Raw genomic sequence first — 22,509 nt, forward strand, 5'->3', positions numbered from 1 at the left:
AGGCCATCGTACCGGGCACTCCTGGCCGCCATTTGTTACAATGCGCGGTTCTCTGTGTTGGCCTTTGCAATCGGCCAAAGGTACTTTTTTAACTGTGTACATATCAGCGTACACAATCGAGATTTTAAGCGATGTCCGATAGTAAAATTGTCAATGAAGTCAACGCCAGACGCACGTTTGCCATCATTTCCCACCCCGATGCCGGTAAAACCACCATCACCGAGAAGCTCTTGCTGATGGGCAAGGCGATTGCGATTGCTGGCACGGTGAAATCTCGCAAATCCGACCGCCATGCCACCTCCGACTGGATGGAAATGGAAAAACAACGGGGTATTTCCATTACCACGTCGGTCATGCAGTTCCCGTATCGCGATCACATGATCAACCTGCTCGACACCCCGGGCCACGAAGACTTCTCCGAAGATACCTACCGCACCCTGACGGCGGTGGACTCGGCATTGATGGTTCTCGACGGCGGTAAGGGTGTAGAGCCTCGGACCATCGCGCTGATGGACGTCTGCCGTCTGCGTGACACGCCGATCGTCAGCTTCATCAACAAACTCGACCGTGACATCCGCGACCCGATCGAACTGCTCGACGAAATCGAAGCGGTCCTGAAGATCAAGGCAGCGCCGATCACCTGGCCGATCGGTTGCTACCGCGACTTCAAGGGCGTTTATCACCTCGCCGACGACTACATCATCGTGTACACCGCTGGCCACGGCCACGAGCGCACCGATGTGAAAATCATCGAGAAACTCGACTCCGATGAAGCTCGCGCGCATCTGGGCGACGAGTACGATCGCTTCGTCGATCAGCTGGAACTGGTGCAGGGCGCCTGTCACGAATTCAATCAACAGGAATTCCTCGACGGCCAACTGACCCCGGTGTTCTTCGGTACTGCACTGGGCAACTTCGGTGTCGATCACGTGCTCGACGCCGTGGTCAACTGGGCGCCGAAACCGCTGGCCCGTGTCGCCAACGAGCGCACCGTGGAGCCGGTTGAAGAGAAATTCGCCGGCTTCGTGTTCAAGATCCAGGCGAACATGGACCCGAAACACCGCGACCGTATCGCCTTCATGCGTATCTGCTCCGGCAAGTACGAAAAAGGCATGAAGATGCGCCACGTGCGCACCGGCAAGGACGTGCGGATCGGCGATGCGCTGACCTTCTTCTCCTCCGAGCGTGAGCAACTGGAAGAAGCGTTTGCCGGCGACATCATCGGTTTGCACAACCACGGCACCATCCAGATCGGCGACACCTTCACCGAAGGCGAAGTCCTGGGCTTCACCGGTATCCCGCACTTCGCCCCGGAACTGTTCCGTCGCGTGCGCCTGCGCGATCCGCTGAAATCCAAGCAACTGCGTCAGGGTCTGCAGCAACTGGCGGAAGAGGGCGCGACCCAGGTGTTCTTCCCTACGCGCAGCAACGACATCATCCTCGGCGCCGTCGGTGTGCTGCAGTTCGATGTGGTCGCCAGCCGTTTGAAAGAGGAATACAAGGTTGAGTGCTCTTATGAGCCGATTACCGTTTATTCCGCGCGCTGGATCGATTGCGACGATAAGAAAAAGCTTGAAGAGTTCAGCGTCAAGGCTGTGGAAAACCTCGCGATCGACGGCGGCGGTCACCTGACCTACCTGGCCCCGACGCGGGTCAACTTGGCACTGATGGAAGAGCGTTGGCCGGACGTGAAATTCCGCGCGACGCGTGAGCACCATTAAGCGTTGAGCTGAGAAACCGGAAACCCCGATGTGTGAGCCTCGGGGTTTTTTATTGGCTGGTGAATTGTCGCCCTCACCCTAGCCCTCTCCCGGGGGGAGAGGGGACTGACCGAGTTGTTCTTCAGAACTATATCGACCTGAAAGTCCGAGTCGAACTCAAGTTCCGAAAACACTGAAGATCGGCTCCCTTTCCCCCTCTCCCCCGTGGGGAGAGGGCTGGGGTGAGGGGTGGCTTTTGAGCTCTCCGAAAATTTCAGAAATAACCATTCGTCCTAACCCCTATTCAAAACCAATCTCCCCACAAACGGCATTCCGTCCATTCGTTAGCGTCCTATCTGGAGAACCTGGCTGATCGGAACTAAATTTCACTTGGCGCCAGTCAGGCACTGAAGTTTCACCTGCGAAAGGATGGAATCGGCTATGAACAGGTTGCTACGCGTTTTATTGATGTTGAAAGTATTGGTAATGCTGGCCCTTGGCAGTTCGGCGGTCTGGGCCGAGTGCGAGGATCACGATACTCAGGCTTCGAGCGGACAGGTCGGGCATGGTGAGTTAATGCTCGCCAAATCCGAATCGGAGCCGGGCGATCAGGGGCAGGGTGGCAGCGCGGACGATGATGATTCGACCACTGACGATCCGGACACCGACGAGGATGAAGGGGCTTAAGTGACAGACAAAAGAAAACCCCTCCTGCCCGACTGATGCACAGCCGAATAAGAAGGGGTTAGTGAAAAGGTCGTATATCCCTGTGGGAGCGACGGTGCGGCGATCCGACTTGCTCGCGAAGGCGTCATGCCAGTCAACATTACCGTCGACTGACACACCGCTTTCGCGAGCAAGCTCACTCCCACATTTTTATGCCGCGCCGTCGAGGAATTGCTCGGCGTAGTGGCAAGCCACCTGGCGGCTGTCGAGCAGGCGCAGGGCCGGCTCTTCGGTGCTGCAGCGCTCGGTCGCGTACGGGCAGCGCTTGTGGAACGCGCAGCCGGACGGCGGGTTCAGCGGGTTGGGCAATTCGCCGACGATCTTGATTTTCGGCTTGTTCGGGTCCGGGTGAATGGTCGGGGTGGCCGACAGCAGCGCCTGGGTGTATGGGTGCAGAGGACGCTCGTAGATGTCGTTTTTCGGACCCATTTCCACCGGGCGACCGAGGTACATCACCATCACGTCATCGGCGACGTGTTGCACCACCGCCAGGTTGTGGGATATGAACACGTAAGCGGTGTTGAACTCTTGCTGCAAGTCCATGAACAGGTTCAGCACTTGCGCCTGGATGGACACGTCCAGCGCCGAGGTCGGTTCATCCGCTACCAGCACTTTAGGCTGCAACATCATCGCGCGAGCCAGGGCGATCCGCTGGCGCTGACCGCCGGAGAACATGTGCGGATAACGCTGGTAATGCTCAGGACGCAAGCCCACCTGCTTCATCATCGCCTGAACTTTTTCACGACGTTCGGCCGCGCTCAGCTTGGTGTTGATCAGCAGCGGCTCGGCCAGTTGATCACCGACTTTCTGCCGGGGGTTCAACGACGCGTAAGGGCTCTGGAACACCATCTGCACGTCTTTGCGCAGTTGCTTGCGTTCAGCTTTGTTCGCCCCGGTGACTTCCTGCCCGGCGATTTTCAAGGAACCGGAGGACGGCTCCTCGATCAGCGTCAGGGCACGGGCCAGGGTGGATTTGCCGCAGCCCGATTCGCCGACGACAGCGAGGGTCTTGCCGGCTTCCAGTTCGAACGACACACCGTTCAGCGCGCGTACGGTCGCATGGCCCTTGAACAGGCCACGGGACACTTCGTAGTGACGGGTCAGGTCGCGGGCGGTAAGTACGACGGCCATTACGCCACCTCCTGGTTCAGCGGGTAGAAGCAGCGGGCGAGGCTGTTGCTTTTCGGGTCAAGGGTCGGGCGCTGCACGCGGCAGTTGTCTTGCACATACGGGCAACGTGGCGACAGCAGGCAACCCTGCGGACGGTCATAACGACCGGGAACAATGCCCGGCAGCGTGGCCAGGCGCGTGGCGCCCAGGCTGTGTTCCGGAATCGCCTTGAGCAGCGCTTCGCTGTATGGGTGCGCCGGAATGTCGAACAACTGTGGCACCTGACCCACTTCCACCGCTTGGCCGGCGTACATCACGCACACGCGCTGTGCGGTTTCGGCCACGACCGCGAGGTCGTGAGTGATCAGCACCAGGCCCATGTTCTGCTCTTTCTGCAGCGCCAACAGCAGGTCCATGATTTGCGCCTGAATCGTGACGTCCAGTGCGGTGGTCGGTTCGTCGGCGATCAGCAGTTTCGGTTCGCCGGCAATCGCCATGGCGATCGCAACACGCTGGCTCATGCCACCGGACAGTTGATGCGGGTAGGCGTCCATACGGCTGGCGGCGCCCGGGATTTCAACTTTTTCCAGCAGTTCGATGGCGCGTGCGCGGGCTTGCTTGCCGGACATCTTCAGGTGCAGGCGCAACACTTCTTCGATCTGGAAACCGACGGTGTAGCTCGGGTTCAGCGCGGTCATCGGGTCCTGGAAGACCATGGCCAGGTCTTTGCCGACGATTTTGCGGCGCTGACGGTTGCTGAGCTTGAGCATGTCCTTGCCGTCGAAATTCAGCGCGTCGGCAGTGACGATCCCCGGATGTTCGATCAGGCCCATCAGCGCCATCATGGTCACGGACTTGCCGGAACCCGATTCGCCAACGATGGCCAGTACTTCGCCCTTGTCCACGGTAATGTCGAGACCGTCGACCACCGGAACGGCGTTCTTGTCGCCGAAGCGAACGTTGAGATTCTTGATTTCTAACAGTGACATTTGAATCTCCTCAGGCGGCGTTCTTGAGTTTCGGGTCCAGCGCATCGCGCAGACCGTCGCCCATCAAGTTGATTGCCAGCACGCTGAGCAAAATGGTCAAACCAGGCAGACTGACGACCCACCAGGCGCGTTCGATGTAGTCGCGAGCCGAAGCCAGCATGGTGCCCCACTCAGGAGTTGGCGGTTGAACGCCAAGGCCGAGGAAGCCCAGTGCGGCGGCATCGAGAATCGCCGAGGAGAAGCTCAAGGTCGCCTGAACGATCAGCGGCGCCATGCAGTTAGGCAGCACGGTGATGAACATCAGGCGTGGCAGTGTGGCGCCGGCCAGGCGCGCAGCGGTTACGTAGTCGCGGTTCAGCTCGCCCATCACCGCAGCGCGGGTCAGACGAACATAGGACGGCAGGGACACCACGGCGATGGCAATAATGGTGTTGATCAGGCCAGGGCCGAGGATGGCGACAATCGCCACCGCCAGCAGCAGGGACGGCAGGGCCAGCATGATGTCCATCAGACGCATGATGGTCGGGCCCAGCAGGCGCGGGTAGAACCCGGCGAACAGACCCAACAGGATGCCCGGAATCAGCGACATCACCACCGACGACAAGCCGATCAGCAGGGACAGGCGCGAACCGTGGATCAGACGCGACAGCAGGTCGCGACCCAGTTCATCGGTGCCGAGCAGGAACTGGAGTTGCCCACCTTCCAGCCAGGACGGCGGGGTCAGCAGGAAGTCGCGGTACTGCTCGCTCGGGTTATGCGGTGCCACCCAAGGGGCGAACAGGGCGCAGAAAATCACCAGCAGCATGAACATCAGGCCGGCGACGGCGCCTTTGTTCCGGGAAAATGCATGCCAGAATTCTTTGTACGGGGACGGATACAGCAGGCTTTGATCGACTGCTACCGCTGGAATTGAAGTGGTCATGGTCATAATGATCTCAGCGCTGGTGACGAATGCGTGGGTTGGCAAAGCCGTAGAGGATGTCCACCACGAAGTTGACCAGAATCACCAGGCAGGCGATTAACAGGATGCCGTTTTGCACCACGGGATAGTCCCGTGCGCCAATGGCTTCGATCAGCCATTTGCCGATGCCGGGCCAGGAGAAGATGGTTTCGGTCAGGACCGCACCGGCCAGCAATGTGCCGACTTGCAGGCCGACCACGGTCAGTACCGGAATCAGCGCGTTACGCAGGCCGTGAACGAACACCACGCGCGATGGCGACAGGCCTTTGGCGCGGGCGGTACGGATGTAGTCTTCACGCAACACTTCGAGCATCGAAGAGCGGGTCATCCGCGCGATCACCGCCAGCGGAATGGTGCCGAGCACAATGGCCGGCAGGATCAGGTGATGCAGCGCATCGAAGAACGCACCGACGTCATCGGCCAGCAGCGTGTCGATAAGCATGAAGCCGGTACGCGGCTCGATGTCATAGAGCAGGTCTATCCGCCCGGACACCGGGGTCCAGCCCAGGGACACCGAGAAGAACATGATCAGGATCAGGCCCCACCAGAAGATCGGCATCGAGTATCCCGCCAGGGAGATGCCCATCACCCCATGGTCGAACAGGGATCCTCGCTTGAGTGCCGCGATCACCCCGGCCAACAGGCCCAGGATGCCGGCGAACAACAGGGCGGCCATGGACAGTTCCAGGGTCGCGGGGAATAGAGAAGTGAATTCGGTCCAGACGCTTTCACGGGTACGCAGGGATTCGCCGAGATCGCCGTGGGCCAGTTTGCCAACGTAATCCAGGTATTGGGCATACAGGGGTTTGTTCAAACCTAGGCGTTCCATTGCCTGAGCATGCATTTCGGGGTCGACGCGACGTTCGCCCATCATTACTTCCACGGGGTCGCCTGGAATCATGCGAATCAACGCGAAAGTCAGCAAGGTGATGCCGAAGAACGTGGGGATCAATAACCCCAATCGGCGGGCAATAAAACTAAACATCTTGTGGTGTACCTCATCAGCCGGTTAGGCGTGCCCGGCATTCCTGGGTCAGGAATGCCGGTAGTTTCTTATCTACTTCACCTGGGTGGTGGCGAAGTTATTAGTGGTGAGGGGGCTAATGTGATAGCCCTCTACGTTGTTGCGCATTGCGGTAAACATACGGGTGTGCGCCATGCTGATCCATGGCTGGTCCTGATTGAAAACCTCCTGGGCTTGCTCATAGAGCGCTGCGCGTTCCGCCGGGTCAACTTTAGCCCGTGCTTCATCGATTAGCGCCTGGAACTTCTCATTGCACCAACGTGCGTAGTTTTCGCCGTTTTTGGCGGCCTCGCAACTGAGCATAGGCGTCAGGAAGTTATCCGGGTCGCCGTTATCGCCCGCCCATCCGGCAGACACCATGTCGTGCTCGCCGTTTTTCGCGCGCTTGAGCATTTCGCCCCATTCCATGACGCGAATATCGATCTTGATCCCGACCTTGGCCAGGTCGGCCTGCATCATCTGTGCGCCGAGCATCGGGTTCGGGTTGGTTGGACCGCCGCCGTTACGGGTGAACAGAGTGAATGTGGTGCCTTCCGGTACGCCGGCTTCCTTGAGCAAGGCGCGAGCCTTGTCCAGATCACGTGGCGGATTCTTCAGGGCGTGGTTGTAGCCCAGCAAGGTGTCCGGGTACGGATTGACCGCCACGGTCGCATTGCCTTTGCCGAACAGCGCGTTGACGTACGCGGCCTTGTCGAAGGCGATGTCGATGGCTTTACGTACGCGCACATCACTCATGTACTTGTGCGAGGTGTTCATGGCGATGTACGAGACGGTCATCGCGTTCAGTTCATCGACACTCAGCTTGGCGTCTTTCTTGATGCTCGGAATGTCATCGGGCTTGGGATACAGCGCAATCTGGCACTCGTTGGCTTTCAGTTTTTGCAAGCGCACGTTGTTGTCGGTGGCGATGGCCAGGATCAGCGAATCAGCCGGTGGCTTGCCACGGAAGTAATCCGGGTTGGCCTTGAAGCGGACTTGAGCGTCCTTGTTGTAACGCTGGAAAACAAACGGGCCGGTGCCGACAGGCTTGTTGTTCAGGTCGCCGGTCTTGTTGGCCTTGAGCAACTGGTCGGCGTACTCGGCGGAGTAGATCGAGGAGAAGGCCATGGCGATGTCGGCCAGGAACGGCGCTTCGCGGCGGGTCAGGGTGAAGGTGACCGTGTTGTCGTCGATCTTCTCGACACTTTTGAGCAGTTCCTTGAAGCCCATGCTTTCAAAGTACGGGAAGCCCACGCTCGACAGTTTGTGCCACGGGTGGTTCGGGTCCAGCTGACGCTGGAAGCTCCAGACCACATCGTCGGCGTTCATGTCGCGGGTCGGCTTGAAGTATTCGGTGGTGTGGAACTTGACGCCTTTGCGCAGGTGGAACGTGTAGGTCAGACCGTCCTCGCTGATGTCCCAGGAATCGGCCAGTGCCGGAATCACTTCAGTGGTGCCGGGCTTGAAGTCCGCCAGACGATTGAAGATGGTTTCGGCCACCGCATCGGCGGTGACTGCAGTCGTGTACTGGACCATGTCGAAGCCTTCCGGGCTGGCTTCGGTGCAGACCACCAGGGGTTTGGCCGAGACGCCAACAGCGACACTCAGTAACGCGGCCGCGATGGCCGCACGTAGGGGAAGCATTTTCATCAAAGAACCCTCTGCAATCGGTTAGAAGGACAAAAGCCGAACGGCCGATTCGTCACTGAATCAGCCGTTCGACAGGTGCATTACAGGATGTTGAACGGGATGGTGGTCACGAGACGGAACTCGTTGATGTTGCCGTCAGCCTGGTTTTCGCTGGCACGGTGAGTGGTGTAGGTCGCGCGAATAGCGGTGGCCTTGAGTGGACCGCTCTGCACGGCGTACGAAGTACCGATGCCGTATTCATAGTGGTGTTCACCATCCTGCGAGGTCACGCTGTCGTAGGCGCCACCTTTGTAGTGAGTACCGTCGATACCCCAACCGCGAGCCTGGTAGATGTTGAATTTCAGGCCTGGTACGCCGTACTCCGCCATGTTGAGGCCGTAGGCGATCTGGAAGGATTTCTCGTTCGGGCCGTTGAAGTCCGACAGCAGGGAGTTGGCCAGGTAGATGCCGTTGGTTTCGTGCAGGTAGTCGAAGTACTCGTTACCGTTCACTTCCTGGTACGAGAACGTCAGGCTGTGGGCCTGGTGAGTCAGACCGAGCGACAGCGAGTAGGTGTCGTTGTCGATATCACCCATTACCGCTTTGCCTTCGTCGACGGTTTTGTAGTAATTCAGGCCGGTGGTCAGGCTGAGTATCGAGCTGTCACCCAGCACGTGGCTGGCGCCGAAGTAGTACTGGTTCCACATGTCTTCGGCCTGAGTGCCCCACACGCTGGTAGTCAGGCTGGCGAATGGCTGGTAAGTGATACCAGCGGTGTTCACGTGATCGATTTCAATGATTTCGTCAGCGTATTCGGAGCGAAATTTACGCTGGCTTTCTTCAGTCCGTGGAGAGTTGCGATCGAATGTGGCCAAGTCAAAAGTTAGGTTTTCCAGCTCTTCGCTGTGCAGGGACACACCCTGGAAGCTCGAAGGCAGAGGACGGTTACCGATGACGTCAACCTGCGGGCTGCTGAAGTTTTGACGACCGGCGGTCAGGGTGGTGTTGGAGAAACGGGCCTTGACGTTGGCCAGACCCAGTTTGCTCCACTGGCCTTGAGCGTCGCCGCCTTCTTTGGTCAGTGTACGGTTGTAGCCAGGCTTTGCACGATCACCCGGTGCACCACCGAAGCGAGAGGCCAGGTCTTCGCGATCACGATCCAGGGCAATGGCGTTGTAGGCCGCGACTTCAGTGCTGAAACCGACAGTACCTTGGGTAAAGCCTGAGTTGTATTTGACGATGGTGCCTTGAACCCAGTTGATACGACGATCAGTCGGGGTCAACACACCATTCTTGTTGTAAGAAAACTTGTCGCCACGTTTCAGTTGCTCGTTGGCATACCAGTTACGCGTGCTCCCGGTGATCGATTGGCCTTCGACAAAGCCAGTGGCTTCACTCTGAGCACTTTTCTCTTTCACGGTAACCGGGGTGTACGCCTGGCTTTGGGTTTCTGCGTACGCCGAGGCGGTTACGCTGCTGATGGCCAAGGCCAATAACGCGGTGCTACTCAGTTTCATGGGGTGAAGCTCCTTTCTTTCTTTCTTTTTTTTAATGCCGGTCTTTTTTGGTGATCCGGCTATTTGGTTTGGAACTCATTCAAGGCATCGCAAACGTTTGCTGTAAGCCGGATTGACGAATTACGGCAATACGCTTGCGTGAGGGCGGAATCCGCCCCCAGCGTTTCTGGCTAATCGGTTATTTTTCTATGCTGACGCCCGAGAACACGTTACGACCGAAAGGACTCACCTTGAATCCTTCGATTTTGGCGCTCAACGGCTGGTTAACCGTCGAGTGGGCGACTGGCGTAATCGGCACCTGCTGTTTGAGGTACTGTTGCGCCTGTTTGTAAAGCACGGTGCGCTGGTCGCGGTCGGTGACGACCTTGGCCTGCTTGATCAGCTTGTCGTAAGCCGGATCACACCACATGGAGTAGTTGTTGCCGCCAATGGCGTCGCAGCTGTAAAGCGTGCCGAGCCAGTTGTCCGGGTCCCCGTTGTCACCGGTCCAGCCAATCAGGCTGACGTCGTGCTCGCCATTCTTGGTGCGCTTGATGTACTCGCCCCATTCGTAGCTGACGATCTTCACTTTGAGGCCGATTTTTGCCCAGTCAGCCTGGAGCATTTCGGCCATCAAATTGGCGTTCGGGTTGTAAGGGCGCTGAACCGGCATCGCCCACAGCGTAATTTCAGTGCCTTCCTTCACGCCGGCAGCCTTGAGCAATTCCTTGGCTTTTTCCGGGTTGTAGGCGGCGTCTTTAATGGTCTCGTCGTAGGACCATTGGGTCGGTGGCATGGCGTTGACCGCCAGTTGACCGGCACCTTGATAGACGGCGTTGAGAATGCCTTGCTTGTTCACCGCCATGTCCAGCGCCTGGCGCACTTCGAGCTGGTCGAAAGGCTTGTGGCGCACGTTGTAGGCGATGTAACCGAGGTTGAAACCGGGCTTCTCGATGAGCTTGAGTGTCGGGTCGTTCTTCAGTGCGGTCACGTCGGCAGGGCGTGGGTGCAGGGTGATCTGGCACTCGTTGGCCTTGAGCTTCTGCACACGCACCGAGGCATCGGTGTTGATGGCGAAAATCAGGTTCTCTAGCTTGACCCGGCTCGGGTCCCAGTACTGCTTGTTGCCGGTGTAACGGATGTTCGAATCTTTCTGGTAGCTCTTGAACACGAACGGCCCGGTGCCGATCGGCTTCTGGTTGATGTCGCTCGGCTTGCCTTCGGCCAGCAGTTTGTCGGCGTATTCGGCGGACAGGATGGCGGCGAAGCTCATGGCGATGTTCTGGATGAACGCGGCGTCCACGCTGTTGAGCGTCATGACCACGGTCAGCGGCCCGGTCTTCTCGACCTTGGCGATGTTCTTGTTCAGGCTCATCCCGTTGAAGTACGGGAACTCGGTCGGATAAGCCTTACGGAAAGGTTGCTGTGGATCGAGCATGCGATTGAACGTGAACAGCACGTCATCGGCGTTGAAATCACGGGTCGGCGTGAAGTATTTGGTTGTATGAAATTTCACCCCTTCGCGTAGGTGAAAAGTGTACTTGAGGCCGTCCTCGGAAATATCCCAGCGAGTGGCCAGGCCTGGTACGACGTTGGTGGCGCCTTTTTCGAACTCTGCCAGTCGGTTGTACAACGGCTCGGCGGCGTCATTGTCGGTCGCGGTCGTGTACTGCGCGGTGTCGAAGCCAGCGGGGCTGCCTTCGGAGCAGAACACCAGGCTGTTATTGGCGGCCTGGCTGATGGAAGTGGCGGCCAACAGACCGGTGCCCAGCAATGCGGATAAAACCAAGGTATGGCGCATGACGCTCCCTTTTCTCGTTCTCTAAGTGTTTTTCAATGACTCGCCGCCTCGTCCGAGGACGTGGAGGCATCACTGATCTCAAGCCATGACAGGCAGCAATAACCGAGAGCCCACGCACGAACTGGTCAGATCCCGACGGTATGAGCCGTGGGTCTGGCAGTAAATGCGTAGAGTCCTAAAGACTCGTAGGAAATGGCAACGCGTCCGACGCCGCTGCTGTAGTGCTCAGCGGAATTGGATGTAGGTGGTTTCCTACTTTCTCGGCAGATAAAGCAACGGCGACGTCAAAAACGTCGCCGTTGCAAAACCTTATTTGCTGACGCTGACGCCGTAGAAGGAGTTCAAGCCAAACGGGCTGATCTTGAAGTCCTGCACGTTGTCGCGCATGGGTTGGAACACCGTCGAGTGAGCGATAGGTGTCATTGGAACGGCATCTTTGAGGACGTGTTGCGCCTGCTTGTACAGTTCGGTGCGCTTGGACTGATCGGTCGTGCGCTTGGCTTCTTTCACGATGCCGTCAAACTTCTTGTCGCACCACTTGGAGAAGTTGTTGCCTTGCAGAGAATCGCAGCCGAACAGCACGTTCAGCCAGTTGTCCGGGTCACCGTTGTCGCCGCTCCAGCCAATCAGCATCGCGCCGTTTTCACCGCCTTTGGAGCGCTTGATGTACTCGCCCCACTCGTAGGTCACGATCTTGGCTTTGATACCGATCTTGGCCCAGTCGGACTGCAGCATTTCAGCCATCAGCTTGGCGTTCGGGTTGTACGGACGCTGCACCGGCATCGCCCACAGGTTGATCTCGGTGCCTTCCTTGACGCCGGCTTCCTTGAGCAGCTCTTTGGCTTTCTCAGGGTTGTACGGCGCATCCTTGATGGTGGTGTCGTAAGACCACTGGGTTGGCGGCATGGCGTTGACGGCCAGTTGACCTGCACCCTGGTAAACGGAATCAATGATCTGCTGTTTGTTGACGGCCATGTCCAGTGCCTGACGCACTTTCAGTTGGGCCATCGGGTTCGGCTGATCGCTGCCTTTGATCTTGTCCATCACGTTGTAGGCGATGTAACCCAGGTTGAAGCCAGCCTGGTTAGGCACCTTCAAAGTCTTGTCTTCTTGCAGCGCCTTCAGGTCGGCCGGACGTGGGAACAGAGTGATCTGGCACTCGTTCTTCTTCAGCTTCTGGATACGTACCGACGGGTCGGTGGTGATGGCGAAGATCAGGTTGTCGATCTTGACGTCGTCAGGCTTCCAGTAGTCCTTGTTCCCGGTGTAGCGGATGTTGGAGTCTTTCTGGTAGCTCTTGAACACGAACGGACCAGTGCCGACCGGCTTCTGGTTGATGTCGGCGGCTTTGCCTTCTTTCAGCAGCTGGGCGGCGTACTCGGCGGACTGGACAGAAGCGAAACTCATGGCCATGTTCTGGATGAACGCGGCGTCGACTTCTTTCAGGGTGAACTTGACAGTCTTGTCGTCGACTTTATCGATCTTGGTGATGTTGGTGTCCATCCCCATGTCGGTGAAGTACGGGAATTCGGTTGGGTACGCCTTACGGAACGGATCATCCTTGTTAATCATGCGATTAAAGGTGAACAGCACGTCGTCGGCGTTGAACTCACGAGTCGGCTTGAAGTACGGGGTGGTATGGAACTTGACACCTTCACGCAGGTGGAAGGTGTAAGTCAGGCCATCATCGGAGATGTCCCATTTGGTCGCCAAACCAGGAATAACGGCGGTGCCGCCGCGCTCGAACTGAGTCAGACGGTTGAACATGGTTTCTGCAGAGGCGTCGAAGTCGGTTCCGGTGGTGTACTGACCAGGATCAAAACCGGCCGGGCTCCCTTCGGAGCAAAACACCAGGTTAGTCGCCGCTTGGGCGAAAGGTGCGCTAGCTAACAAGCCTGCGCCGACTAAAAACGGAATGACCGCGTGTTTAAGCATGGTGGCCTCATGATTTGTTGTCATTTTTGGAATTAGAGGACGACCTCGTGAGTCGTGCCTGCAGATACTTATGCAGGGGCCATACCCAATGCAAGATCCGGAGCGACCACAGGCGTTAAACAGTGGCACGAACGTACCTTAATGTCGCATTTGTATAAATTCAGGCGCATTTGACCGTTTGCGCAGGTTTTTTTCAGTGCAAATCGCGCACCTGCGCGGGGCGATCTGGACGTCTTGCGCACTCGATTGGAGCGCGGTGTTACTTATTCATACCCATCATTGAGGGGTGTGAATGGGGAGGGCGGGCGTGAATGAGATTGAGTTCTGGATTGATGGCTAGGTGTTTGTTGTTTAAAGGGTTGTTGTGTCTGTGGGGGCAGATTGTTCCGTTACTGTTTGTCAGTGGACATCTGTGGGTGATGCTTGGCTTGGGATTTGGTGGGGGCAGCGTGGGCGTGTTGGTAGTACCGGGGGTGCAACCTTTGCTGCTTGCGGTAGCGCTTGGCTTTTTCGCAAGTGTCGAGCGTCTGATAACGGAGGATTTTCTGACCCAATTGATCGTTCCCACCACTCTGCGTGGGAATGCGGCCTGGGACGCTCCGCGTTCCGCTTTTGGGTTTTGGTGTGGCAACAAAAAACGGCGATTACTTCGGTGATCGCCGTTTCTGTGTGCCGGTTACCGAATCAAGGCATCAACACTTCAATCGACCCATCCGCCGCCATGCTGACCTGACTCGTACCAGCCTCGACTTCCGGCGTAACCGGCGCACCGTCCATGCTCGCCGCTTTCATCATCATCGGCCCACGCATGTACGGTTGTGGATAACCGTTGCTGTTCAAATTCAGGTTAACGATTTTGTAACCCTTGCCACCCAACGCGTCGGTCGCCAATTGAGCACGGGCCTTGAAGGCTGTCACGGCTTCTTTAAGCAGCGCATCTTCGCTGGCCTTGCGGGTTGGTGTGGCGATGGCGAAGTCCATGCCACCCATTTTCAAGTCGGTGAGCAGTTCGCCGGTCAGTTTCGACAGTGCCGCAAAGTCGGAGCTTTCCAGGCGCAGTTCGGCACGTTCGCGCCAGCCGGTGATTTTCTGGCCCTTGGTATCGTAGATCGGGTAACTGTTGCGGCTGCCCTGGCGTAGGGTGACTTCCTTGACCTGTTTGGCCTGGGCCAGCGCTTTGTTCATGGTGGTGCTGACGTCGGCGGCAAGTTTGGCCGGGTCGGTGTTTTGTTCTTCTGTATAGAGGGTCACGATCATCAGGTCGCGGGCCACTTCCTGACTGACTTCGGCGCGCAGGGCGATCTGGTTGTAATGAAGTTCGTCGGCGGCCAGGGCCGGGAGGCTGGCGACGGTGCCAACGCTAAGGGCAAGAAGGGCGGCGCTGCGGCTGAAACTGTGCATGAAAACTCCTTGGACGTTGCGCAGGGGTTAAGGTCCGAGCCTGCGTGAAACCATCAGACTCTAGCTTTAATGATCCGGTTCGCACAGTTACAACTTCTATACAGATCGATTGCAGGTGGCCCTGTGGCGAGGGGATTTAGCGGAACGCCGCACCGCCCCGTTCGGCTGCGAAGCAGTCGTAAACCGCTCTCTGCAATAATCTGACAAATTTGTTTGCTGATTTGGGGCGGCTTCGCCACCCAACGGGGGATAAATCCCCTCGCCACAAAGACCTTCATGCCACTCACAAGTGTGGCCGTTTGCCGCACTTTTGCCTGCCAGCCCCCGTGCTTGGTTATACTCCGTGCGATCCGCCTGGAGCGCTCATCAGGAGAGCTCATGCTCGCCCCCGTTCAAATCACTTCCGCTACTCGTCAGAATCTCTGGCGGCTGACGTTCATCCGCACATTGGTGTTGGCCGCTCAGGCCGGTTCCGTGGGCCTGGCTTACTGGCTCGACTTACTGCCGCTGCCTTGGTTCCAACTGGCTGCGACCCTCGGTTGCTCGATGTTGCTGTGCGCGTTCACGGCCATTCGCCTGCGCACCTCATGGCCGGTTACCGAACTCGAATACGCCGTGCAACTGGCCTGCGACCTGTTTATCCACAGTGCCTTGCTGTATTTCTCCGGCGGCTCGACCAACCCCTTCGTCTCTTATTACCTGGTGCCGCTGACCATCGCCGCCGTGACGTTACCATGGCGGTATTCGGTGATTCTGTCCGGTATCGCGTTGACGATGTACACCCTGCTGCTGGCGCGCTTCTACCCGCTGCAAACCTTCCCGATCGCTCGGGAAAACCTGCAGGTTTACGGGATGTGGCTGAGCTTCGCCCTGGCCGCGGCGGTCATCACCTTCTTCGCCGCACGCATGGCCGAAGAACTGCGCCGTCAGGAAGAACTGCGCGCCATCCGTCGCGAAGAGGGCCTGCGTGATCAGCAACTGCTGGCCGTCGCTACCCAGGCCGCCGGTGCTGCCCATGAACTGGGCACGCCGCTGGCGACCATGAGCGTGTTGCTCAAGGAAATGCGTCAGGACCACCACGACCCGATGTTGCAGGACGACCTGAGCGTGCTGCAGGATCAGGTCAAACTCTGCAAAGAAACCTTGCAGCAACTGGTGCGCGCCGCCGAGGCCAATCGTCGATTGGCCGTGGAGATGCAGGACGTCACCGATTGGCTCGACGAAGCCCTGAACCGCTGGCACCTGATGCGCCCGGAAGCCAGTTACCGCTTCCAGCGCTTGGGCCAAGGCACCGTGCCGCGCATGGCGCCGCCGCCGGACCTGACCCAGGCGCTGCTGAATTTGCTCAACAATGCCGCCGACGCTTGCCCCGAAGGGTTGCAAGTGACGCTGGACTGGAATGCCGAGGACTTGACCATCAGCATCCGCGATCACGGCGCCGGTGTGCCGTTGGCCATCGCCGAGCAGATCGGCAAACCGTTTTTTACCACCAAGGGCAAAGGTTTCGGCCTGGGCCTGTTTTTGAGCAAGGCCAGCGTGACACGCGCCGGCGGCTCAGTGAAACTCTACAGTCATGAGGAAGGCGGCACGCTCACCGAGCTGCGCCTGCCCCGTGTCGCCCGAGGAGACGAACATGAGTGACGAGATCCAAGTCGAAGGCGAAGGCGAAGAACTGCCGCATTTGCTGCTGGTAGACGACGACGCAACTTTTACCCGGGTGATGGCCCGTGCCATGGCCCGCCGCGGCTTTCGCGTCAGCACCGCCGGTTCCGCCGAAGAAGGCCTGACCATCGCTCAGGCCGACCTGCCGGACTACGCCGCGCTGGACCTGAAAATGGACGGCGATTCCGGCCTGGTGCTGTTGCCCAAGCTACTTGAGCTGGACCCGGAAATGCGCGTGGTGATCCTCACCGGTTACTCGAGCATCGCCACCGCCGTCGAGGCGATCAAGCGCGGCGCCTGCAATTACCTGTGCAAACCGGCGGACGCCGATGACGTGTTGGCCGCGCTGCTCTCCGAGCATGCCGACCTCGACACGTTGGTGCCGGAAAACCCGATGTCGGTGGATCGCCTGCAGTGGGAACACATCCAGCGCGTGCTGACCGAGCACGAAGGCAACATCTCCGCCACTGCCCGCGCCCTGGGCATGCACCGCCGCACGCTACAGCGCAAACTGCAGAAGCGTCCCGTTCGTCGCTGAACCTGCGCTGAACGAATGCCGGCCGCTCCTCGCGAGGAACCGAACCGATCATCTATGATCGGTTTGTGTGTGTTCTTTTCTTTATCGAGCCTTATCCATGAATCAGAACGCTGAATATTCCGCGGTCAATGATGCTGTGCGCGGGCAGTTTTTTCGCAAAGTCTGGGCGATGACCACGCCTTACTGGCGCAGTGAAGAGAAGGGCAAGGCCTGGACGTTGCTGATCGCCGTGATCGCGCTGTCGCTGTTCAGCGTGGCGATTTCGGTATGGGTCAACAGTTGGTACAAGGATTTTTACAACGCCCTGCAAAAGAAGGACGAGGCAGCGTTCTGGCAGTTGATCCTGTATTTCTGCGGCATTGCGGCGGTGGCCATTCTCGGCGCGGTGTATCGGCTCTACCTGACCCAGATGCTGACGATTCGCTGGCGGGCCTGGCTCACCGAAAAGCACTTTGCCCGCTGGCTCGGCAACAAGAATTACTACCAGCTGGAGCAGGGCGGTTACACCGATAACCCGGACCAGCGGATTTCCGAAGACCTCAATAAATTCACCACCAACACGTTGGGCCTGGGGCTCGGGTTGATTCGCAACATCGTCAGCCTCGTCTCGTTCTCGATCATTCTGTGGGGCGTGTCGGGCAGTATCGAAGTGTTCGGCTTCACGATTCCCGGTTACATGTTCTGGTGCGCGCTGGTTTACGCCGCCGTCGCCAGTTGGCTGACGCATTTGATTGGCCGCCGCCTGATCGGCCTTAACAACAACCAACAACGCTTCGAAGCCGACCTGCGTTTCTCCATGGTGCGGGTTCGCGAGAATGCTGAAAGCATTGCGCTGTACAACGGCGAGCCGAATGAGAACCGCCGCTTGAGCAGCCGCTTCGGGATGGTCTGGCACAACTACTGGGACATCATGAAAGTGTCCAAGCGCCTGACCTTCTTTACGTCCGGTTATGAACAGATTGCAGTCATCTTTCCGTTCATGGTCGCCGCGCCGCGTTACTTCACCGGCAAGATCGAGCTGGGAGAGCTGATGCAAATCAACTCGGCGTTCGCTAACGTCCAGGACAACTTCAGTTGGTTCATCACGGCGTACCAGGACCTTGCCGAATGGCGCGCCACCTGTGATCGTCTGCTGAGTTTCCGCCAGGCCATGACTGACAACGAAGAGCGCACACCGGCCATCGATGTACAGAATTCGGGGGCGGTGTTGAAGGTGCATAACCTTGGCCTCGACCTCGCTGACGGTCGTCACCTGCTGACCAACGCCGACATGACCGTGGAGGAGGGTGAGCGCGTCATGCTCAGCGGTCGCTCCGGCAGCGGTAAATCCACTTTGTTTCGAGCGATGGGGCACCTTTGGCCGGCTGGCCACGGCAGTATTCGTCTGCCGACGGGGCGTTATCTGTTCCTGCCGCAAAAACCGTATCTGCCGATTGGCAGCCTGCGTGAAGCGCTGAGTTATCCACAGTCTGGCGATACGTATCCGCACGAGCGCTACGTTCACGTGCTGGAAGCCTGTCGTTTGCCGCACCTCGTTGCCCGTCTGGACGAAGCCAATCACTGGCAGCGCATGTTGTCGCCGGGTGAGCAGCAACGACTGGCCTTCGCTCGTGCGCTGCTTTACGCACCGCAATGGCTGTACATGGACGAAGCGACCTCGGCGATGGACGAAGAGGACGAAGCGTCGCTGTATCAGACCTTGATCGATGAGATTCCGGGATTGAGTATTGTCAGCGTCGGGCATCGCAGCAGCCTGAAGCGGTTCCATCCACGGCATGTTCGTATCGAGAATGGGCATCTGGTGGACCAGACCGTGACAGCCTGAACACCACAAACCCGTGGGAGCGGGCTTGCTCCGGGCGGCGTTCCGACGAACGCGGTCTGACATCTAGCATTGATGGTGTCTGACACTCCGCCTTCGCGAGCAAGCTCGCTCCCACAGGGGCCGGCGTTCGCCGACGGTGATCGTACAACCGCGTTGAGCTATGATGCGGTTTCAGCCGCAACTTTCGAGAAAGACGTTCACCATGGAAAACCCGATCGACGCACCACGCCTCCCTCGCAAGCGCCGCAGCCTCGCTCAGGAACTGGTGACGGTGCTGTCCGAGCAGATCCGCGACGGTCACCTCAAGCGTGGCGACAAGTTGCCCACCGAGTCGGCGATCATGGATACCCATGGCGTCAGCCGCACCGTGGTGCGCGAAGCGATTTCCCGTTTGCAGGCGGCAGGCCAGGTTGAAACCCGCCACGGCATCGGCACCTTCGTGCTCGACACCCCGAGCCCGAGCGGTTTCCGTATCGACCCGGCGACCGTGGTCACGTTGCGTGACGTGCTGGCGATTCTGGAACTGCGCATCAGCCTGGAAGTGGAGTCCGCCGGCCTCGCCGCGCAGCGCCGCAGCCCCGAGCAGCTAGCGTTGATGCGTGCTGCGCTGGATGCGTTGAATGAAAGTGTTTCCCATGCCAGCGATGCCGTGGCGTCCGACTTCCAGTTCCACCTGCAAATCGCCCTGGCGACGGGCAACCGCTATTTCACCGACATCATGACCCACCTGGGCACCAGCATCATTCCGCGTACACGCCTCAACTCCGCGCGCCTGGCCCATGACGACCAACAGCACTACATGAATCGTCTGAGCCGAGAGCACGAAGAAATTTACGATGCGATTGCCCGTCAGGATTCGGATGCGGCGCGGGCGGCGATGCGGTTGCATCTGACGAACAGCCGGGAGCGGCTGCGTCATGCGCATGAAGAGGCAGAAGCTCAGCGCGGGTAAGAAGTTATAGATCGTTCCCACGCAGAGCGTGGGAACGATCAGGTGCGGGGAATCAGCCGGTCCTGAGAATCGAACGATCCACCCTCACGGCCCACTCAGAAGCCTCAGCCTTGGCATCGAATGCCACATGCCCATGCTCATCAACCACCGCCCGAGCAATCGGCACGCCCTTGGCCAACAACTCCAACGGCGCACCCTTCAGCGATTGCCCCGAAGCCAATTCCAGTTTCAATTTGATAGTCATCATCGATCTCCTTATCAGGCAACGTTGCCAGTGGGTTTGTAATCCTTGAGCAGCAAATAAGTACTCCAGCCCCACCAGTCATCGACGGTGGCAGTGTCGTTCAGATTGTTGACGTCCTTGCGCCGCAGCACCTTGTTGCCCTCGACCTTGAACAACGGCGAGAAATTACCCGTCGGGTTCAGCACCGCTTGAAGATCAGGCAGTTTTTTCAACGCAGCAAAGCTGCCGGCCGACGGTGCGATTCCACTGAGATAAGCCGCAAACACTTCATCCGCCGACATCTGCACCGCCTGGTTCACCTGGGCGCGATTGGCGCTGTCGATGGCGTCGAAGTAGCGCTTGTCCCCATACGCATGCCATTGATCGCCGTTGCCATTGCGCACATTGAGGCCGAACTTGCTGTCTTCGTCGTGCATGAAACGCGTGATCAACGAACCCAGATCGCTGGGTGTAACCACCGCAGCCAATTGTTTGCGAGGCACTCGCAGGTGGCCGGCGGAAAACAGGTCGGTCAGGTAGTGATCGGCAAAAGCGTTCATCGCATAGGCCAGCTCCAACTGCTTCTCATCGCCGCTGGCGTGGGCCAGCACTGCTTGTTGCACAGCCGCGGTGTGCCCGGCGATATAGGCCAGCAGCGCCCATTCGGCGAAGTGATCGGCATTGTTGGCGGCCAGTTTCAGGTAACGGCCCAATGGAAACAGCGCCGAGACGACACTGCCGCCGCCGGTGATCTTGTTCCACTCTTCCGACAACGTATCACCGAGGGCGTCATAGGCTTCGTGAGGTTGTTTACCGTCCTTGATCGCTTGCTTGATCGCGGCGATTTCCTTTTGCATGACACCGAGGATCAGCTTGGCCTCAGCATTAGAAGCAGGCAGCACGGCCAGCGAGTTGAAGGCATTGGTAAAACGCTGGATTCGGTCGGCGCCTGTCGCACCTTCGCTGATCGGTTGATCGGGAATTCCATAGAAATCACCTCCCAGCGCAATGACTTGGCCGTAGGTCAGCGCCAGCCCATTGGGCAAATGCAGCTCCACCTGTGAAGCCGGGATAGCGGGCGCATCCTTGACGAAACGCAGCAGGGTGCTGTCGCCAATGGCGGTGTGTTCGCCACCCTCGAACCTCAGCTGTGGCTTGCCTTTCAGGGCTTTACCGGAGGCTGTGGGTAGCGACGCGGGAAGGGCAGATGCAGAGTTGTGATGATCAGCAATCTGCAAGACCACGTGTTGGTTTTCCCCGATCAGAGGGATGCCATGTTCGGTAAAAAGATCATCCAATTCGGCAATGACCTGTTTCGGTTTTTCCTTCGGTTGTGCGTATAGACCTGACATTTCTATCTCCTTGATATGTCGTCGGTACGATTCAAAAATAACTGTATGCATATACAGTCATCTGGATCATAGAGGAGAAATTTCCTACGTCAAGAAAATACTTTTCCGACTCAAATTCTGCGGTTGGCGATGAAATGCAGTTGACGGTTATTATTTAAGTTGTACGATGACCTACAACTTCGGCGCAGGCTGAACGGTTTTCTCACACACATACGTCGCTACCCAGGGTGTTCGAATAATGAATCCACAAGAACTGAAGTCCATCCTCTCTTCCGGTCTGCTGTCTTTCCCGGTTACCGATTTCAATGCTCAGGGCGATTTCCACCGCGCTGGCTACATCAAACGTCTCGAATGGCTGGCCCCATACGGCGCCTCGGCATTGTTCGCCGCGGGCGGCACCGGTGAGTTCTTCTCTCTGGCGGCCAGCGAATATTCGGAAATCATCAAGACTGCCGTCGACACCTGCGAAACCAGCGTGCCGATTCTGGCCGGCGTTGGCGGTTCGACTCGTCAAGCCATCGAATACGCACAGGAAGCCGAGCGTCTGGGCGCCAAAGGCTTGTTGCTGCTGCCGCACTACCTGACCGAAGCCAGCCAGGACGGCGTTGCCGCCCACGTTGAAGCCGTGTGCAAATCGGTGAAAATTGGCGTGGTGGTTTACAACCGCAACGTCTGCCGCCTGACCGCGCCGCTGCTGGAACGCCTGGCCGAGCGCTGCCCGAACCTGATCGGCTACAAGGATGGCCTGGGCGATATCGAGTTGATGGTGTCGATCCGTCGCCGCCTCGGTGATCGCTTCAGCTACCTGGGCGGTTTGCCGACCGCCGAAGTCTACGCCGCGGCCTACAAGGCATTGGGCGTGCCGGTTTACTCGTCGGCGGTGTTCAACTTCATCCCGAAAACCGCGATGGATTTCTACCACGCCATTGCCCGCGAAGATCACGCCACCGTCGGCAAGATCATCGACGACTTCTTCCTGCCGTACCTGGACATCCGTAACCGCAAAGCGGGCTACGCGGTGAGCATCGTCAAGGCCGGGGCAAAAATTGTCGGCTATGACGCAGGTCCTGTGCGTGCGCCGCTGACCGATCTGACCGGCGAAGAGTACGAAATGCTCGCCGCGCTGATCGACAAGCAAGGTGCGCAGTAACACACCCGATTAAACAAGGCCGCTGAGTGATCAGCGGCTTTTTGCGTGAGGAGATT

At 58.3% G+C, this 22,509-nt stretch carries 18 protein-coding genes; 7 read left to right on the forward strand and 11 right to left on the reverse strand.

What is annotated here, in order from left to right; translation table 11 throughout:
• Positions 1 to 131 precede the first annotated feature (131 nt).
• Together ACA059_RS04320 and ACA059_RS04325 are read left to right on the forward strand one after the other, a co-directional pair.
• Positions 132 to 1,721 (forward strand): peptide chain release factor 3, encoded by a 1,590-nt coding sequence (locus ACA059_RS04320; RefSeq protein ID WP_478380394.1) that lies wholly within the window; start codon positions 132 to 134, stop codon positions 1,719 to 1,721.
• 420 nt (positions 1,722 to 2,141) lie between these two features.
• Entirely contained in the window at positions 2,142 to 2,387 is a 246-nt protein-coding gene (locus tag ACA059_RS04325) for a hypothetical protein (protein WP_497632867.1), read from the forward strand.
• A gap of 189 nt (positions 2,388 to 2,576) precedes the next feature.
• Here ACA059_RS04325 and ACA059_RS04330 read toward each other — a convergent pair whose 3' ends face one another.
• The 9 genes from ACA059_RS04330 to ACA059_RS04370 all read right to left on the reverse strand — a co-directional run bounded on the left by ACA059_RS04330 (position 2,577) and on the right by ACA059_RS04370 (position 14,751).
• Positions 2,577 to 3,557, reverse strand: coding sequence for a peptide ABC transporter ATP-binding protein (locus tag ACA059_RS04330; RefSeq protein ID WP_497632868.1), 981 nt, complete (start codon positions 3,555 to 3,557; stop codon positions 2,577 to 2,579).
• Positions 3,557 to 4,525, reverse strand: a complete 969-nt coding sequence (locus ACA059_RS04335) for an ABC transporter ATP-binding protein (RefSeq protein WP_497632869.1) — start codon at positions 4,523 to 4,525, stop codon at positions 3,557 to 3,559. The genes ACA059_RS04330 and ACA059_RS04335 overlap by 1 nt, the downstream gene beginning before the upstream one ends.
• Positions 4,526 to 4,535: 10 nt before the next feature.
• A complete protein-coding gene (locus tag ACA059_RS04340) occupies positions 4,536 to 5,447 on the reverse strand; it encodes an ABC transporter permease subunit (RefSeq protein WP_497632870.1) in 912 nt (303 codons plus the stop codon).
• Between the two features lie 13 nt (positions 5,448 to 5,460).
• The gene (locus ACA059_RS04345; protein WP_282375033.1) at positions 5,461 to 6,471 is read right to left on the reverse strand and encodes an ABC transporter permease subunit; all 1,011 of its coding nucleotides are present in this window, start codon (positions 6,469 to 6,471) and stop codon (positions 5,461 to 5,463) included.
• A gap of 72 nt (positions 6,472 to 6,543) precedes the next feature.
• Positions 6,544 to 8,139: an ABC transporter substrate-binding protein gene (locus ACA059_RS04350; RefSeq protein ID WP_497632871.1), complete on the reverse strand. Its 1,596-nt coding sequence runs from the start codon at positions 8,137 to 8,139 to the stop codon at positions 6,544 to 6,546.
• An 80-nt stretch (positions 8,140 to 8,219) separates the two neighbouring features.
• Positions 8,220 to 9,635: an OprD family porin gene (locus ACA059_RS04355; RefSeq protein WP_497632872.1), complete on the reverse strand. Its 1,416-nt coding sequence runs from the start codon at positions 9,633 to 9,635 to the stop codon at positions 8,220 to 8,222.
• Positions 9,636 to 9,813: 178 nt separating this feature from the next.
• Entirely contained in the window at positions 9,814 to 11,415 is a 1,602-nt protein-coding gene (locus tag ACA059_RS04360) for an ABC transporter substrate-binding protein (RefSeq protein WP_497632873.1), read from the reverse strand.
• 309 nt (positions 11,416 to 11,724) lie between these two features.
• A complete protein-coding gene (locus ACA059_RS04365) occupies positions 11,725 to 13,350 on the reverse strand; it encodes an ABC transporter substrate-binding protein (RefSeq protein ID WP_056742905.1) in 1,626 nt (541 codons plus the stop codon).
• Between the two features lie 684 nt (positions 13,351 to 14,034).
• Positions 14,035 to 14,751 (reverse strand): SIMPL domain-containing protein, encoded by a 717-nt coding sequence (locus tag ACA059_RS04370; protein ID WP_497632874.1) that lies wholly within the window; start codon positions 14,749 to 14,751, stop codon positions 14,035 to 14,037.
• Positions 14,752 to 15,129: 378 nt separating this feature from the next.
• Here ACA059_RS04370 and ACA059_RS04375 point away from each other — a divergent pair, with 378 nt between their 5' ends.
• The 4 genes from ACA059_RS04375 (at position 15,130) to ACA059_RS04390 (ending at position 19,728) form a co-directional block, all read left to right on the forward strand.
• The gene (locus tag ACA059_RS04375) at positions 15,130 to 16,392 is read left to right on the forward strand and encodes an ATP-binding protein (protein ID WP_095129467.1); all 1,263 of its coding nucleotides are present in this window, start codon (positions 15,130 to 15,132) and stop codon (positions 16,390 to 16,392) included.
• The gene (locus tag ACA059_RS04380) at positions 16,385 to 16,951 is read left to right on the forward strand and encodes a response regulator transcription factor (protein ID WP_008148925.1); all 567 of its coding nucleotides are present in this window, start codon (positions 16,385 to 16,387) and stop codon (positions 16,949 to 16,951) included. The genes ACA059_RS04375 and ACA059_RS04380 overlap by 8 nt, the downstream gene beginning before the upstream one ends.
• 97 nt (positions 16,952 to 17,048) lie before the next feature.
• Complete coding sequence (locus ACA059_RS04385) at positions 17,049 to 18,776, forward strand: ABC transporter ATP-binding protein/permease (RefSeq protein WP_497632875.1); 1,728 nt, start codon at positions 17,049 to 17,051, stop codon at positions 18,774 to 18,776.
• Positions 18,777 to 18,978: 202 nt separating this feature from the next.
• On the forward strand, positions 18,979 to 19,728 hold the full coding sequence (locus ACA059_RS04390) for a FadR/GntR family transcriptional regulator (RefSeq protein WP_497632876.1): 750 nt from the start codon (positions 18,979 to 18,981) through the stop codon (positions 19,726 to 19,728).
• A 52-nt stretch (positions 19,729 to 19,780) separates the two neighbouring features.
• Here the strand turns inward: ACA059_RS04390 and ACA059_RS04395 are convergent, their stop codons facing one another.
• Positions 19,781 to 19,972 carry a hypothetical protein gene (locus ACA059_RS04395; protein WP_497632877.1) on the reverse strand — a complete coding sequence of 64 codons (192 nt, stop codon included), beginning with the start codon at positions 19,970 to 19,972 and terminating at the stop codon, positions 19,781 to 19,783.
• Positions 19,973 to 19,986: 14 nt separating this feature from the next.
• Positions 19,987 to 21,303, reverse strand: a complete 1,317-nt coding sequence (locus tag ACA059_RS04400) for a phospholipase (RefSeq protein WP_497632878.1) — start codon at positions 21,301 to 21,303, stop codon at positions 19,987 to 19,989.
• A gap of 238 nt (positions 21,304 to 21,541) precedes the next feature.
• Between ACA059_RS04400 and kdgD the strand changes: the two genes are divergently transcribed.
• Positions 21,542 to 22,453, forward strand: a complete 912-nt coding sequence (gene kdgD, locus ACA059_RS04405) for a 5-dehydro-4-deoxyglucarate dehydratase (RefSeq protein ID WP_046045831.1) — start codon at positions 21,542 to 21,544, stop codon at positions 22,451 to 22,453.
• Positions 22,454 to 22,509 lie beyond the last annotated feature (56 nt).

The organism is Pseudomonas sp. LBUM1647, assembly GCF_059716175.1.

Coding starts and splice junctions, on each gene's coding strand:
- ACA059_RS04320 (WP_478380394.1), top strand. CDS start 132: ATGTCCGATAGTAAAATTGTCAATGAAGTCAACGCCAGACGCACGTTT.
- ACA059_RS04325 (WP_497632867.1), top strand. CDS start 2,142: ATGAACAGGTTGCTACGCGTTTTATTGATGTTGAAAGTATTGGTAATG.
- ACA059_RS04330 (WP_497632868.1), bottom strand. CDS start 3,557: ATGGCCGTCGTACTTACCGCCCGCGACCTGACCCGTCACTACGAAGTG.
- ACA059_RS04335 (WP_497632869.1), bottom strand. CDS start 4,525: ATGTCACTGTTAGAAATCAAGAATCTCAACGTTCGCTTCGGCGACAAG.
- ACA059_RS04340 (WP_497632870.1), bottom strand. CDS start 5,447: ATGACCACTTCAATTCCAGCGGTAGCAGTCGATCAAAGCCTGCTGTAT.
- ACA059_RS04345 (WP_282375033.1), bottom strand. CDS start 6,471: ATGTTTAGTTTTATTGCCCGCCGATTGGGGTTATTGATCCCCACGTTC.
- ACA059_RS04350 (WP_497632871.1), bottom strand. CDS start 8,139: ATGAAAATGCTTCCCCTACGTGCGGCCATCGCGGCCGCGTTACTGAGT.
- ACA059_RS04355 (WP_497632872.1), bottom strand. CDS start 9,635: ATGAAACTGAGTAGCACCGCGTTATTGGCCTTGGCCATCAGCAGCGTA.
- ACA059_RS04360 (WP_497632873.1), bottom strand. CDS start 11,415: ATGCGCCATACCTTGGTTTTATCCGCATTGCTGGGCACCGGTCTGTTG.
- ACA059_RS04365 (WP_056742905.1), bottom strand. CDS start 13,350: ATGCTTAAACACGCGGTCATTCCGTTTTTAGTCGGCGCAGGCTTGTTA.
- ACA059_RS04370 (WP_497632874.1), bottom strand. CDS start 14,751: ATGCACAGTTTCAGCCGCAGCGCCGCCCTTCTTGCCCTTAGCGTTGGC.
- ACA059_RS04375 (WP_095129467.1), top strand. CDS start 15,130: ATGCTCGCCCCCGTTCAAATCACTTCCGCTACTCGTCAGAATCTCTGG.
- ACA059_RS04380 (WP_008148925.1), top strand. CDS start 16,385: ATGAGTGACGAGATCCAAGTCGAAGGCGAAGGCGAAGAACTGCCGCAT.
- ACA059_RS04385 (WP_497632875.1), top strand. CDS start 17,049: ATGAATCAGAACGCTGAATATTCCGCGGTCAATGATGCTGTGCGCGGG.
- ACA059_RS04390 (WP_497632876.1), top strand. CDS start 18,979: ATGGAAAACCCGATCGACGCACCACGCCTCCCTCGCAAGCGCCGCAGC.
- ACA059_RS04395 (WP_497632877.1), bottom strand. CDS start 19,972: ATGACTATCAAATTGAAACTGGAATTGGCTTCGGGGCAATCGCTGAAG.
- ACA059_RS04400 (WP_497632878.1), bottom strand. CDS start 21,303: ATGTCAGGTCTATACGCACAACCGAAGGAAAAACCGAAACAGGTCATT.
- kdgD (WP_046045831.1), top strand. CDS start 21,542: ATGAATCCACAAGAACTGAAGTCCATCCTCTCTTCCGGTCTGCTGTCT.